Below are 13,504 nucleotides of genomic sequence, written 5' to 3'. Positions count from 1 at the left end.
GCGGGTCAGCCGTCGCTCACGCGGAGCACGACCTTGCCGCGCGTGTGTCCGGTCTCGATCGCACGATGCGCGGCGGATGCCTCGGCGAGGTCGAACACCTGCTCGATGTAGACCTGCACCGAGCCGGAGTCGAGGAGGCGCCCGATGGTCGCCAGCGCGCCGCCGTCGGGGATCACCTTGTACGAGGTGGTGCGCACGCCCGCCTCGGCCGCCGCTTCGGCATAGCCCGGCCACGAGCCGGTCGGCACCAGCACGTAGAGCCCGCCGGATCGCAGCACCTCGAGCGAGCGCGTCCCGGTCTCGGCGTGGACGTTGCCGACCAGGTCGATGACGACGTCCACTTCGCCGACGACCTCTTCGAACCGCGTGGTCGTGTAGTCGATGACGACGGCGGCACCGAGTTCGCGCAGCCATGAGGCGTTGCGGCCGGAGGCTGTCACGGTGACGTGCGCGCCGAAGTAGGCGGCGAACTGCACCGCGAAGTGTCCGACGCCGCCGCTTCCGGCGTGGATCAGCACGCGCTGCCCCTCGTGCGCGTGCGCGGTCTCGACCACGAGTCCCCAGGCGGTGAGCGCGGCGAGCGGCACGCCGGCGGCCTCGACGTGCGACAGCGACGCGGGCTTGCGTGCGACCGAGAGCGACGGCGCCACGACGTACTCGGCGTACGAGCCGCCGGTGCGCGGGAAGGAGGCCATGCCGAACACCTCGGTGCCTGGGGCGAGCGGGTGCGCCTCGTACGGGCTCTTCACGACGATGCCGCTGAAGTCGTACCCGAGGGTCGCGGGGTACGCCGCGATGGCTCCCGACACGCCCCGGCCGCTGCGGGTCTTGGCGTCGATCGGGTTCACCCCGGCGGCGACGACGCGCACCAGCACCTCGCTCAGCACGGGGGAGGGGACGGGAACGGATGCTGCGTGCAGCGCGTCCGCGTCGCCCGGGGCGTCCACCACCATCGCCTGCATCTCGGCGGGCGGCGCCTCGACGGGGGCGAGCGGGGTCTCGGGTGCCGATCGCAGCGGTCGGATCCTCATCGTGCGCTCCTTCCGCGGGTGTGCCGCCTTCGGCACCAGAACTGAACTCCCGTGGCTACAGTCAACCCTGCCTTCGTCTCGCCCGTGTTACGCGGGTGCTACCGCTGTCGCAAAACGTCGAGCCGGCGATCAGGCTCGGGCGGCGCGGAGTTCGACCGCCGAGGGCGAGAGCACCTGCTGGGTGACCATGATCGCCGCCCCCAGCACACCGGCCGTCTCGTCGGCCTGGGACTGCACGATGCCGAGGTGCTGCGTGGCGAGCGGGATCGAGCGGCGGTAGACGACCTCGCGCACTCCCGCGAGCAGGTGCTCGCCGGCGCGGGCGACGCTGCCGCCGATCACGATGACCGACGGATTGAGCATGTTGACGACGGTCGCGAGCACTTCGCCGACCTCGCGGCCGGCCTGCCGCGTCGCGGTGATGGCGGCCTGGTGCCCCGCGCGGACGAGGGCGACGACGTCCGCGCTCCCGGCGGCGTCGATGCCCTGCGCGCGCAGGTCGGCCGCGATCGCGGTGCCGCTCGCGATCGCCTCGAGGTCTCGCTGGTCGCCGGGCGGCCGCGGCGAGTCGTGACTGTAGGGCACCTGCACGTGCCCCATGTCGCCGGCCGACCCCTGGGCGCCGCGCTGCAGCGCGCCGCCGGAGATGATGCCGGCGCCGATGCCCGTCGACACCTTGACGAAGATCAGGTCGGCGACGCCGGGCCAGCTGAGCGCCTGCTCGCCGAGCGCGAGGATGTTGACGTCGTTGTCGACGAGGACCGGCACGTCGAAGGTGCGCTGCACGTAGTGCGGCACGTCGAAGCGGTCCCAGCCCGGCATGATCGGCGGGTTCGTCGGACGCCCCGTCGAATGCTCGACGGGCCCCGGCACGCCGATGCCCACGCCGACGACGTGGGAGGCGGCGATGCCCTGCTGCTCCAGCAGAGCCGCGCCCTCCGAGATCACGGCGTCGAGCACCGCCTCCGGGCCGTCGGCGATGTCGAGGGGATGCGTGTTCGATGTGAGGATGCTCGCGGCGAGATCGGCGACGGCGATCGTCGCGTGGGTCGCGCCGAGGTCGACCGCGATCACGACCCCGGCCGACGGATTGAAGGCGACCCGCGCCGGCGGGCGCCCGCCGGTGGACACGGCCTCGCCCGCGGGGCGCAGGAGTCCGGCGGCCAGCAGGGTGTCGACGCGACCGGAGACCGTCGACCGGGCCAGGCCCGTCAGGGTCGCGAGCTCCGCTTTGGTGCGCGCATGGCCGTCGCGGAGGATCTGGAAGATCTCGCCCGCGCCGTTGCTTCCGACGGCTCCGCTGCCGCGCACTGCATCGACCATGGCGACAGTAAAGCACGGCCTTCTGACTGAAGTCAGCAGGACTTAAGATCACGGCACGATTACTTTTGACGAAGGTCTAGCAAAAGTCGGATGCTGCGTGCCATGATCGCCGCATGACTACGGAAGTCATCGACACTGTCGTCGGCACGGTCCGCACCGGACTCGTCGGCGGCGGATTCATGGGGCGGGTCCATGCGGCCGCCGCGCGGCGGGCAGGTGCCCGACTGGCGTCGGTGGCCTCCTCCAGCCGGGACCGCGCCGAGGCGGTGGCTCGAGAGCTCGGCGTCGCGCGTGTCGAGGACGACGCCGCCGGCGTGATCGCAGCATCCGATGTCGACGTGGTGCACATCTGCACCCCCAACGCCACCCACGCGGCGCTCGCCGAGGCGGCCCTCGCCGCCGGCAAGCACGTCGTATGCGAGAAGCCGCTCGCGACCTCCGTCTCCGACGCGCGGGCGCTCGCCCGGCACGCCGCCGCGACCGGCGTCGTCGCCGCGGTTCCCTTCGTCTATCGCTACCACCCGATGGTCCGCGAGGCCCGCGCGCGCGTCGCCTCCGGCCGGATCGGAACCCTGCTCTCGCTCGACGGCTCGTACCTGCAGGACTGGATGCTGCGGCAGAACGACGACGACTGGCGAGCCGATGCCGCAGCCGGCGGTCCGTCGCGCGCCTTCGCCGACATCGGCTCGCACCTGTGCGACCTGGTCGAGTTCGTGACCGGGGAACGCATCGCCCGCATGGCCGCCCGCACCCGCCGGGTGTTCGACGAGCGCGCGGGCCGGTCGGTCACGAACGAGGATGTGGCCGCGCTGCTGGTCGAGACCGAGTCCGGCGCCCTGGGCACACTGCTCGTGTCGCAGATGGCCCCCGGCCGCAAGAACGCACTCGTCCTCGAGCTGCACGGCACCCGCCGGAGCCTGCGCTTCGACCAGGAGCGCCCCGAGGAGCTGTGGGTCGGGGCGCGCAAGGGCTCCCGGCTCGTGCTGCGGGATCCGGCCGCCGACCACCCCGACTCGGCGCGGTTGCAGACCGTGCCCGCCGGGCATCCCATGGGGTACCAGGACGCCTTCGACGGGTTCGTCGCCGACGTCTACGCCGCCATCGGCGGGGCACAGCCGGACGGGATGCCGACGTTCGCCGACGGCCTGCGCGCGGCCGTCCTGACCGCGGCCGTGCTCGAATCCGCGCAGACCCGAACCTGGATCGAGGTGCCGGCATGACCGACACGATGCTCGCCGACACGCCGGTGCCACCGGGCGGCTCGGACGTGGTGCTCCGCGCCCGCGGCATCTCGAAGTCGTTCTTCGGCGTGCGCGTGCTCTCGGACGTCGACCTCGACGTGCGCCGCGGAGAGGTCCACGGGCTCGTCGGCGAGAACGGCGCCGGCAAGTCCACGCTCATGAAGGTGCTCGCCGGCGTCCACCACGCCGACGCCGGGTCGGTCGAGTTCGAGGGGCAGCCGGTCGCGTGGGGCCACCCGCGGCAGGCGATGGACGCGGGCCTCGTGACGGTCTTCCAGGAGTTCAACCTGCTGCCCGAGCGCACCGTCGCACAGAACGTGTTCCTCGGCCGCGAGCCGCGGCGCGCCGGCTTCATCGACAAGAAGGGCATGCAGCGCCGCACGCGCGAGCTGCTCGACGGTCTCGGCGTCTCGTTCATCGATCCCGGCGCCCGCATCTCGTCGCTGACGGTCGCCGAGCAGCAGATCGTCGAGATCGTCAAAGCCCTCTCGTTCGACGCGCGCGTGATCTCGATGGACGAGCCGACCGCGGCGCTCAGCGACCACGAGGTCGAGCTCCTCTACGCGATCATCCGGCGGCTCACCGCGCGGGGCGTCGCCGTCATCTACGTCTCGCACCGGCTGAAGGAGATCTTCGACCTGTGCGATCGCATCACGATCCTGAAGGACGGCGCACTGGTGTCGACGGATGCCGCGACCGACCTCACCGACGCGGAGCTGGTCCGTCGCATGGTGGGCCGGCCCCTGCAGTCCTATTTCCCGGGCCCGGTCGAGGGCACGACGCTCGGCGGCCCGCGGCTGGAGCTGACCGACTGCGGCAACGAGTACGTGGACGGGGTCTCCCTCACTCTGCGCGCCGGCGAGATCGTGGGACTCGCCGGACTTCAGGGGTCGGGTCGCACCGAACTCGTCGAGGGCATCTTCGGCGTACACGGCTTCACCCGCGGCGGCATGACCCTCGACGGGCGATCGGTGCGGTTCACGAGCCCGCGAGCGGCGGTCCGGGCGGGACTCGCGCTCGTGACCGAGGACCGGAAGGCGCAGGGCCTCGCGCTCGGCCAGTCCGTGCTCGACAACTCCCTGCTCGTGGTGCGCAGCGTCTTCGCCGGACGCACCGGCGCCTCCCGCAGACGGGTGCCGGGCGTCCTGAGCTCGCTCGAGGTGTCGTCGCGCGGCGTCGATCAGGAGGTGCGGTTCCTCTCCGGTGGCAATCAGCAGAAGGTCGTGCTCGCGAAGTGGCTCGTGACCGACCCGCAGATCGTGCTGTTCGACGAGCCGACGCGGGGCATCGACGTCGGCGCGAAGGTCGCGGTCTACCAGCTCATGCGTCAGCTCGCCGCCGAGGGGAAGGCCGTGCTCATGGTGTCGAGCGAGCTGCCCGAGGTCATCGGCATGAGCGACCGCATCCTGGTCATGCGAGACGGCGAGCTCGCCGCGGAGCTCGCGGCGGGTTCCGCCGAGCACGAGGTGCTGGCGGCTGCCACCGGTTCCGCGGACGGCGATGACGTGCCCGACGATCCGCGCACCGACGACGAGGGGAGCCGCCCGTGAAGCGCATGCGTGTCGACTCCACCGTGATCGTGCTCGGCATCCTGATCCTCGTCATCGCGATCGGCGCGATCCTCGTGGCGACGGTCGGCCGCAGCTTCTTCAGCCCCGGCAACATCCGCGACATCCTCACCGGCATGAGTGTGCTGGGCCTCGTCGCGATCGGGCAGACGCTCGTCATCCTCGGCGCGTCCCTCGACCTCTCGGTCACCTACGTCATCAGCCTCGCGAGCCTCATCGCAGCGACGACGATGAACGGGAACCCGGCGAACATCCCCTGGGCGGTGACGCTCACGCTCCTGGTGTGCGCCGTCATCGGGCTCGCGAACGGGCTGATCGTCACCGTGCTGAAGGTCAACGGGTTCATCGCCACCCTCGGTGTCGGGCTCATCCTGCAGGGTGTCCTGAACACGAACTTCCAGGGGAGCGCCGGATCGGTGCCGTGGGCGTTCCAGCTCATCGGGGCGACGGGCGTCGGGCCGGTCCCGGTGTCGACGATCATCATGATCGCGCTCGCCGCCCTGGTCTGGTTCCTGCTCGACCGCACCCGCACCGGCGCGCACCTGTTCGCAGTCGGCGGCGACCCCGAGGTCGCCCGCCTGTCGGGCGTGCGCACGCGTCCGCCGCTCATCGCGGCGCACGTGATCTGCTCGGTCTTCGCCGGGCTCGCCGGGCTGCTGCTCGCGAGCAGGCTCGGCGTCGGCAGTCCGACCGTGGGCCAGCAGGGCGGCTACGCACTGCTGTCGATCGCGGCGGTCGTGCTCGGCGGGACGCTGCTCCTGGGCGGCCGGGGATCGGTCTGGGGCACGATCGGCGGCGTCGCGATCTTCGCGGTCGTCGACAACGTCATGAGCGTCATGCAGGTGAACCCGTTCCTCAAGGACGTCGTGCGCGGCGTCGTCATCGTCGCCGCGGTCGCCGTGTACAGCCGCCGGGCGATCGTCCGCCGGCGCACGCGGTTCGGCCCGGGCGGGACGAGGACCGGGGGCGACGCCCAGGCCGAGGCCGCCGCACCGGCGATGGTCGCGGCATCCCACGCCCTCGAGGCGGATGCCGACGCGGCCGAAGGCGGCGCCGCGACCCAGGGAGGTGCGCGATGAGGTTCCTGAAGGCGCTCGTGAGCCCGCGCGGTGCGGTGTTCCTGCTGCTCGTGATCCTGCTCGTGGCCATCATGCTGCTGAACCCGAACTTCGCCGAACCCGGCCAGATCATGCGGTACATCCAGCGGGTCGCGCCCGTCGCGATCGTCGCGATCGGTCAGTACTTCGTCATCATCGCGGGGGAGTTCGACCTCTCGCAGGGCTCGCTCATCACCGCGCAGGTGATCGTGGCGGGCAACCTCGTCGGCCAGGACGACTCGCGCACCGTGCCGGTCCTCGTCCTCATGATCGTGCTCGGCCTGTTCGTCGGGCTCGTGAACGGCCTGCTCACGACCCTCCTCAAGGTGCCGTCCTTCATCGTGACGCTCGGCATGATGCTCGCCCTCCTCGGCCTGGTGCTGTGGTGGACGGGCGGAGCGGCGACGGGCAATCCCGCCGACAGCTTCCGTCAGATCGGGCGCGGAGGCCTCCGTGATCTGCCCGTGATCGACTTCCTGCCCTGGTCGGTGCTGATCCTCGCGGTGTGGCTCGCGCTCGGCATCTGGATCACCAAGCGCCCGCTGGGCAAGCTCCTGATCGCGATCGGCGACAACGCCCGCGCGACGCGCTACTCGGGGGCGCGCGACTGGTGGGTCACGACGCGCGCCTTCATGATCTCGTCGCTGTCGGCGACCGTCTCGGCCGTGCTGCTCGTCGGCTACGCGGGCGTGCACCCGTCGGTCGGACGCGGCTACGAGTTCGTCGCGATCACCGCCGTCGTGCTCGGCGGAGTCGTGCTGGGCGGCGGTCGCGGGTGGATCGTCGCCGCCGTGGCCGGGGCCTTCGTGCTCGAAGCGCTCTTCCTGCTGCTCAACATCGCCGGAGTGCCGTCGTCGCTGCGCGACGCGGTCCAGGGCGTCATCATCATCGCCGCCGTCGCCTACTCGGGACTGGTGTTCCGGTCCCGGCGGCGCAGCGGCCCACAGACCCCTCCCTCACCGGGGAAGGAACCCGACGCGCCCGACGGCGCCGAGGAGTCGTCCGCAACACCGGCCCTCGCAGGCGAGGGCGCAGCACACAACAACAGGAGCTAGCAATGCGACGATCAGTGAAGATCGCCACCACCGCGGTGGCGCTCGTCGGCCTCTTCGCCCTGGCAGGGTGTACGACCGACCCGAACGTGGCCCCGCCGGACTCGTCCGCCGCGCCGACCGAAGAGGGCGGCGCCAACGAGTGGTTCGACCAGGCGCTGTTCGACACCCAGATGGCCCAGCGCGAGGTGGTGCCCGAGGGCCCCGAAGACGAGCCGTACCTGCAGTACATCGACGCGGAGATGGTCGACACGTCGCAGTACGCGAGCAGCGGGCCGAAGAAGGCGTGCTTCGCGAACGCGTCGATCTCGAACCCCTGGCGCCAGACGGGCTGGATCACGATGAACCAGCAGCTGAAGGTGCTGCAGGAGTCGGGTGCGATCAGCGAGATGGAGACCCGCGACGCGCAGGACTCCGACGACACGCAGATCGCCGACATCGACTACTTCATCTCGGACGGCAACTGCGACGTCTTCATCATCTCGCCGAACAGCACGGCGGCGATGACGCCGGCCGTCGAGCGCGCGTGCGACACCGGCAAGCCGGTGATCGTGTTCGACCGCGGTGTCGAGACCGACTGCCCGGTGACGTTCATCCACCCGATCGGCGGCTTCGCGTGGGGCATCGACACGGCGGAGTTCCTCATCGACAACCTCGAAGAGGGTGACAAGGTCGTGGGCCTCCGCATCCTCCCGGGCGTCGACGTGCTCGAGCAGCGCTGGGCGGCGGCCGAGAAGCTGTTCGCTGACGCGGGCATCGAGGCAGTCGACTACTTCACCGGCGCCGACCCGGCCGAGATCAAGAGCATCATCTCGGACGAGCTCGCCAAGGGCGACGTGGCGGGCATCTGGATGGACGCCGGTGACGGCGCCGTCGCCGCCATCGAGGCCTTCGAGGACGCCGGCGTCGACTACCCCGTCATGACGGGTGAGGACGAGATGAGCTTCCTGCGCAAGTGGAAGGAGACGGGCCTCACCGGCCTCGCTCCGGTCTACTCGAACTTCCAGTGGCGCACCCCGCTGCTGGCGGCGCAGAAGATCTTCGCCGGCGAGGAGATCCCGAAGGAGTGGGTGCTCCCGCAGAGCCCGATCACGGCCGAGGAGGTCGACCAGTACCTCGAGGCCAACGACGGCATGCCCGACGGGCACTACGCCAAGTTCGGCGGCGAGAACCTGCCGGGCTACCCCGAGGTCTGGCAGCAGCGCCAGATCCCGTAAGCACCGATCCGATCCCGTCCTCCCCGCGAGGGGAGGACGGGATCATCCCCGACAGGAGAGTCATGCAGCGCACGATCGGCGTCAACACCTGGGTGTGGACCTCGCCGCTGACCGACGAGTCGCTCGTCGAGCTCGCGCCGAAGATCGCGCGCATGGGCTTCGGCGCGATCGAGCTGCCCCTCGAGAACGCGGGGGACTGGGATGCTGCGCGCGCGGGCGATCTGCTCGGCTCGCTGGGTCTCGTTCCCGTCGTGATCGGCGCGATGGGCCCGGGGCGTTCGCTCGTCGATCGGGCGGGCAACGTCGCCGCGACTCAGGCGTACCTGCGCACGTGCCTGGCCGCCGCACGCGGGGTCGGGGCATCCGTCGTCGCGGGACCCTTCTACGCGCCCACCGGTGTCACCTGGCGCATGACGGCGGGCGAGCGGACCGAGGTCGTGGCGCAGCTGCGCCGCAACCTGCAGCCCCTCGTCGACGAAGCGGCGGAGGAAGCCCTCGCGCTCGCCGTCGAACCCCTCAACCGGTACGAGACGAGCGTCATCAACACCGTCGAACAGGGACTCGAGGCGCTGGCGCCGCTGTTCGGGCCGGGACTCGGCCTCGCGCTCGACACCTATCACCTCAACATCGAGGAGAAGCGACCGGATGCTGCGATCCGCGCCGCGGCCGGGAACATCGCGCACGTCCAGGTCTGCGGGAGCGATCGCGGGCCGGTCGGCGACGATCACACCGACTGGCCGGGGACTCTCGCTGCCCTCGACGACGCCGGGTACGCCGGCATCCTGGGGCTCGAGAGCTTCACGGGCGAGAACGCCACGATCGCGGTTGCCGCGTCGGTGTGGCGGCCGCTCGCGGCGAGCCAGGACGATCTGGCCGAGCGCTCGCTCCGGTACCTGACGGCGCTGCAGGCGTCGCGCTGAGCGGTCTCGGGCGAACCATAGCTTCCGCCGTGGCCCCGGGCCGCCGATGATGCGGAAGACTCGGAGCATGCCGATTCAGCACACCGTCGTCTTCCGTCTCGCCCACCCCGCCGGTTCGCCCGAGGAGACGGCATTCCTCGCCGACGCGCGCGCCGCGCTCACGTCGATCCCCGGCGTCGAGGATTTCCGCATCAACCGGCAGGTGAGCGCGAAGAGCGAGCTCGCGCACCAGTTCTCGATGGTGTTCCAGGGCGACGCCGAGTACCAGGCCTACAACGACCACCCCACCCACGTCGCGTTCGTCGCCGAGCGCTGGGTCCCCGAGGTGGCGGAGTTCCAGGAGTACGACTTCGTCGAGGCCTGAGCCGCGTCAGGAGGCCGGGCGCTCGCCGATGGTGAGCGCGTGCAGCAGCCGCGTGAGGTTGAGGATGTCGTCGACGGGCCACTCCTCGAGCGCGTCGACGAGCAGGCTCTCCTGCGGAGCGCGCGCCTCGGCCAGGCGCTCCAGGCCGAACGGCGTGGGGGAGAGCAGGCTCGACCGGCCGTCGTCCGGATCGGGCGTGCGCTGGATGAGACCGAGCTGCTCGAGCTCGCGCACCGTGCGGCTGATCTGGCCCTTGTCCGACATGAGCGACTCGGCCAGCCCCGAGAGCGTGATGCCCTCGCGGCGCACGATGGTGGTGAACACCTTGTAGGCGCCCGGCAGCATGCCGGGGCTCACCCGGTTGGCGTTCTCCGTGATGATCCGCCGGAAGCGGTTGATCAGTTCCCCGAACTCCGCCTCGAGGGCGCGCACCGCCTCGGTGCGCGCCGCTCGGGTGTCGTCGGAGGTCATCATGTTCGACATTAGCGTCGGGTGACGGTCCCCACGGCCCCTCCACGAGCCGCTGGCGCGTCTCGCGGAGCCTCCGGCCGCGTGGGCCCAGCCTCGTCCGCGGCGTCTGCGGCCGGGGCCGCAGCATCCGTGTCCGCATCCGTGCCGGCCGGCGCGAGCGTCTCCATGCCCTCGGCGACCGAGACGGTCGCGAGGTCGGCCTCGCTCGCCTGCACGCGCTCGCTCGTGGTCATGCGGGTGAGCGGCTTGTTCGGCAGGAAGATGATCGCGATGAGGCTGACCACGGCCAGCGGCACGGCGATCAGGAACGAGTGGGCGATGGCCTGCGCGTAGATGTCCTCGACGATCACGCGGATCGACTCGGGCAGCGACGAGACCTGCGGGATGGTGCCCGACGCGAGCTGCTGGCCGATGGCCGCGCCCTTCTCGCCGAGCGCCATGAGCGCCGCGCCGATGTCGTCCTTGCGGTCGGTGAACAGGTTCGTCGCCGAGGTTGCGAGGGCAGCACCCATCACCGAGACGCCGATCGTGCCGCCGAGGCTGCGGAAGAACGTGACTCCCGAGCTCGCGACGCCGATCTCCGACGGCTTGGAGGTGTTCTGCACGATGAGCACGAGGTTCTGCATCGTCATGCCGACACCCGCGCCGAGCAGGAACATGTAGAGCGAGACCAGCACGAAGTTCGTGTCGTAGTGGATGGTCGACAGAAGGTACGAGCCGGCGATCAGCAGCACGCCGCCCACGATCAGGTACGGCTTCCAGTGCCCGGTGCGGGTCACAAGTCCGCCGATGAGGATCGATGCCAGCAGCAGTCCGCCGATCATCGGGATCGTCATCAGACCCGCCTCAGTCGGGGTCGCGCCGCGCGCCAGCTGCATGTACTGGCTGAGGAACACCGACGTGCCGAACATCGCGATGCCGATCGAGATCGACGCGATGACCGCGAGCGTGAAGGTGCGGTTACGGAACATCGTGAGCGGGATGAGCGGCTCCTTCGAGCGCAGCTCGACGATCACGAAGAGCACGGCTGCCAGGAGCGCGCCGCCGACCATGAGGATGGTCTCGGTGCTCCACCAGTCGTAGTCCTTGCCCGCGTTGGTGACCCAGATGAGCAGCAGCGAGACGGCCGTCGACAGCAGCACGATGCCGAAGTAGTCGATGCGCGCCTTCTTCTTGGGGCGCGGCGGCAGGTGGAGCGTCCGCTGCATGATGATGAGGGCGGCGACGGCGAACGGCAGCGCGATGAAGAAGTTCCAGCGCCAGTCGATCGTGTCGGTGATGAAGCCACCCAGGAGCGGGCCGCCGACGGTCGCGACCGCCATGACCGCGCCGAACAGGCCCATGTACCGGCCGCGCTCGCGCGGGCTGATGATGTCGGCCATGATGACCTGGCTGAGCGCCGCGAGACCGCCGGCGCCGATGCCCTGCACCGCGCGGAAGGCGATGAGCGTGCCGGGGTCCTGCGAGAAGCCGGCGGCCGCGGTGGCGAGCACGAAGATCACGATCGCGATCTGGATGAGCAGCTTGCGGTTGAACAGGTCGGCGAGCTTGCCCCAGATCGGGGTCGAGATCGCGGTGGTCAGCAGGGTCGCGGTGACGACCCACGTGAACGCCGCCTGGTCGCCGCCGAGGTCGTGGACGATGACGGGGAGCGACGTCGAGACGACGGTGGACGCGAGCATCGACACGAACATGCCGAGCAGCAGGCCGGTGAGCGCCTGCAGGATCTTGCGGTGCCGGCGCTTCTCGTCGGTGCTGATTCTGCTGCCAGCGGCTTGGGTGGCGACCGACCCGGTCGCGGGGGTGGACGTGGCCATAGGAGTCCTTACGAGTGAGCGTGGTTCGTTGTTCGCGGCGACAGCGGCGCGTAAGAAGGTTGACGAAGGTCAACAGTTGATTTGGGTCAACTATACGTCAATGGTTGACGTGTGTCAACTATCAGGCGTGTTGAAGGCGCCCCGGTCGTCCGGCGTCCACATCGTGTGCTCCCACCGAGATCACACGTCGTGCGCATGTGCAGCGTGTCCACTCGGCGAGAGCACACGAAGTGAACGAGCGGCGGGGTGGATGCTGCGGCCCGCAGCATCCATTCCTCCACATGTCGGCAGGGGGACGAGTAGCGCACAGGGTGCGGCTCGAGGCGGGCGGAGGGCGCAGCTCGCGGGCAAGCTGAGGCGCGTGCCGCGCCACCTGACCTTCGACGAGGCGATGCGGGCGGTGCGCAGCCGGAAGCAGCTGCGCGCGAACGGCATGACCGCCCGGGCGATCGGCGACGCCGTGCTGCGAGGAGAGGTGCGGCGGCTGCAGCGCAACCGATACGTCGGGATGGAGCTCTGGAATGATCTGTGGCCGGAGTCGCGTCACCTCATCGAGCTGTGTGCTGCGGTCTCCGAGATGCGCGATGGCGGCGGCGTCGCGTCGCACGAGTCGGCGGGCGTGCTGTCGGAGTTGCCGCTGTACCGGCACACCCCCTCGGCGGTCCACTTCATCACGCCGCACGGGCGGCGGATGTCGAGCCGTTCCGGACTGCAGCGCCATGCCGACGAGCTTCCGGCCGACGACATTACGGTGGTCAACGGCATCCGATGCACCACACTGGACCGCACGGTGTTCGACCTGCTGCGCACCCTCAGCATGGAGGCCGCCGTAGCCGTGGCGGATGCCGCGCTGCGGCGCGAGGCGATGCGCGGATCCGCATACGACGAGCACGCCGCGGAAGCGTGGCGTGAGCGACTGCTCGAACGGTGCGCGGCTGCCCGCGGTGGCCGGGGGATTCGCCAGGCTGAGGCGGCGATCCGCTTCGCTGACGGTCGGTCGGAGTCGCCCGGCGAGGCGGTCAGCCGGCTGCAGCTGAGCCGGCTCGGATTCCGCGAGCTGCGGCTCCAGGTGCGCGTGAATGGACCGGACGGGCGGACCTATCGCGTGGACATCGGCATCGAAGACGTGCGGAGCTTCTACGAGTTCGATGGCATGGGCAAGTACGAAGAACTCGCGCGAGAGTCGGGGCGGACGGTCAAGGAGGTGCTTCTCGATGAGAAGCGTCGCGAGGACTGGATCCGCGGGACGACCCAGCGCCGGCTCGTCCGCGCGGAGGCCCCGCACATCGTCACGCCCGAGGTGCTCGGTCGTCGCCTCGCGGCGTTCGGGATCACGCCGCCTCGCGGGTGACCGCGGTTCACATCGTGTGCTCTCACCGAGATCACACGTCGTTCGCGTGCGC

General features: G+C 70.4%; 12 protein-coding genes. 8 read left to right on the top strand and 4 right to left on the bottom strand.

The genetic code is table 11. The features are described 5' to 3' along the window. Window positions 1-5 precede the first annotated feature (5 nt). Both ACLBXX_RS08415 and ACLBXX_RS08410 read right to left on the bottom strand, forming a co-directional pair. Window positions 6-1,031, bottom strand: a complete 1,026-nt coding sequence (locus tag ACLBXX_RS08415; protein ID WP_447657657.1) for an NADP-dependent oxidoreductase — start codon at window positions 1,029-1,031, stop codon at window positions 6-8. A 129-nt stretch (window positions 1,032-1,160) separates the two neighbouring features. Continuing rightward, a complete protein-coding gene (locus ACLBXX_RS08410) occupies window positions 1,161-2,354 on the bottom strand; it encodes an ROK family transcriptional regulator (RefSeq protein WP_387139151.1) in 1,194 nt (397 codons plus the stop codon). Window positions 2,355-2,467: 113 nt separating this feature from the next. Here ACLBXX_RS08410 and ACLBXX_RS08405 point away from each other — a divergent pair, with 113 nt between their 5' ends. The 7 genes from ACLBXX_RS08405 to ACLBXX_RS08375 all read left to right on the top strand — a co-directional run bounded on the left by ACLBXX_RS08405 (window position 2,468) and on the right by ACLBXX_RS08375 (window position 9,813). Next, complete coding sequence (locus ACLBXX_RS08405; protein WP_447657656.1) at window positions 2,468-3,574, top strand: Gfo/Idh/MocA family protein; 1,107 nt, start codon at window positions 2,468-2,470, stop codon at window positions 3,572-3,574. Then, the gene (locus tag ACLBXX_RS08400; RefSeq protein WP_447657655.1) at window positions 3,571-5,145 is read left to right on the top strand and encodes a sugar ABC transporter ATP-binding protein; all 1,575 of its coding nucleotides are present in this window, start codon (window positions 3,571-3,573) and stop codon (window positions 5,143-5,145) included. Before ACLBXX_RS08405 ends, ACLBXX_RS08400 begins: the two co-directional genes overlap by 4 nt. A gap of 5 nt (window positions 5,146-5,150) precedes the next feature. Continuing rightward, complete coding sequence (locus ACLBXX_RS08395) at window positions 5,151-6,242, top strand: ABC transporter permease (protein ID WP_447657726.1); 1,092 nt, start codon at window positions 5,151-5,153, stop codon at window positions 6,240-6,242. After that, on the top strand, window positions 6,239-7,315 hold the full coding sequence (locus ACLBXX_RS08390) for an ABC transporter permease (RefSeq protein ID WP_447657654.1): 1,077 nt from the start codon (window positions 6,239-6,241) through the stop codon (window positions 7,313-7,315). The genes ACLBXX_RS08395 and ACLBXX_RS08390 overlap by 4 nt, the downstream gene beginning before the upstream one ends. Window positions 7,316-7,317: 2 nt before the next feature. After that, window positions 7,318-8,529: a substrate-binding domain-containing protein gene (locus ACLBXX_RS08385; protein WP_387139139.1), complete on the top strand. Its 1,212-nt coding sequence runs from the start codon at window positions 7,318-7,320 to the stop codon at window positions 8,527-8,529. Between the two features lie 62 nt (window positions 8,530-8,591). Next, window positions 8,592-9,449 (top strand): sugar phosphate isomerase/epimerase family protein, encoded by an 858-nt coding sequence (locus ACLBXX_RS08380; RefSeq protein ID WP_447657653.1) that lies wholly within the window; start codon window positions 8,592-8,594, stop codon window positions 9,447-9,449. A gap of 67 nt (window positions 9,450-9,516) precedes the next feature. Beyond that, window positions 9,517-9,813 (top strand): Dabb family protein, encoded by a 297-nt coding sequence (locus tag ACLBXX_RS08375; protein WP_387139133.1) that lies wholly within the window; start codon window positions 9,517-9,519, stop codon window positions 9,811-9,813. 6 nt (window positions 9,814-9,819) lie between these two features. Here the strand turns inward: ACLBXX_RS08375 and ACLBXX_RS08370 are convergent, their stop codons facing one another. Beyond that, window positions 9,820-10,284 carry a MarR family winged helix-turn-helix transcriptional regulator gene (locus tag ACLBXX_RS08370; protein ID WP_447657652.1) on the bottom strand — a complete coding sequence of 155 codons (465 nt, stop codon included), beginning with the start codon at window positions 10,282-10,284 and terminating at the stop codon, window positions 9,820-9,822. Between the two features lie 11 nt (window positions 10,285-10,295). Next, window positions 10,296-12,101, bottom strand: a complete 1,806-nt coding sequence (locus tag ACLBXX_RS08365; RefSeq protein WP_447657651.1) for a DHA2 family efflux MFS transporter permease subunit — start codon at window positions 12,099-12,101, stop codon at window positions 10,296-10,298. Between the two features lie 361 nt (window positions 12,102-12,462). Between ACLBXX_RS08365 and ACLBXX_RS08360 the strand changes: the two genes are divergently transcribed. After that, on the top strand, window positions 12,463-13,452 hold the full coding sequence (locus ACLBXX_RS08360) for a hypothetical protein (protein ID WP_447657650.1): 990 nt from the start codon (window positions 12,463-12,465) through the stop codon (window positions 13,450-13,452). Window positions 13,453-13,504 lie beyond the last annotated feature (52 nt).

It is taken from the genome of Microbacterium sp. C23T (assembly GCF_053345975.1).
Note: the sequence above shows the minus strand (reverse complement) of the source record. Positions and strands in the feature narration are given on the sequence as shown.

Bases quoted from the DNA above. Each gene is read 5' to 3' on its own strand.
- ACLBXX_RS08375 (WP_387139133.1), top strand. From the start codon at position 9,517: ATGCCGATTCAGCACACCGTCGTCTTCCGTCTCGCCCACCCCGCCGGT.
- ACLBXX_RS08405 (WP_447657656.1), top strand. From the start codon at position 2,468: ATGACTACGGAAGTCATCGACACTGTCGTCGGCACGGTCCGCACCGGA.
- ACLBXX_RS08370 (WP_447657652.1), bottom strand. From the start codon at position 10,284: ATGACCTCCGACGACACCCGAGCGGCGCGCACCGAGGCGGTGCGCGCC.
- ACLBXX_RS08380 (WP_447657653.1), top strand. From the start codon at position 8,592: ATGCAGCGCACGATCGGCGTCAACACCTGGGTGTGGACCTCGCCGCTG.
- ACLBXX_RS08385 (WP_387139139.1), top strand. From the start codon at position 7,318: ATGCGACGATCAGTGAAGATCGCCACCACCGCGGTGGCGCTCGTCGGC.
- ACLBXX_RS08365 (WP_447657651.1), bottom strand. From the start codon at position 12,101: ATGGCCACGTCCACCCCCGCGACCGGGTCGGTCGCCACCCAAGCCGCT.
- ACLBXX_RS08400 (WP_447657655.1), top strand. From the start codon at position 3,571: ATGACCGACACGATGCTCGCCGACACGCCGGTGCCACCGGGCGGCTCG.
- ACLBXX_RS08415 (WP_447657657.1), bottom strand. From the start codon at position 1,031: ATGAGGATCCGACCGCTGCGATCGGCACCCGAGACCCCGCTCGCCCCC.
- ACLBXX_RS08395 (WP_447657726.1), top strand. From the start codon at position 5,151: ATGCGTGTCGACTCCACCGTGATCGTGCTCGGCATCCTGATCCTCGTC.
- ACLBXX_RS08410 (WP_387139151.1), bottom strand. From the start codon at position 2,354: ATGGTCGATGCAGTGCGCGGCAGCGGAGCCGTCGGAAGCAACGGCGCG.
- ACLBXX_RS08390 (WP_447657654.1), top strand. From the start codon at position 6,239: ATGAGGTTCCTGAAGGCGCTCGTGAGCCCGCGCGGTGCGGTGTTCCTG.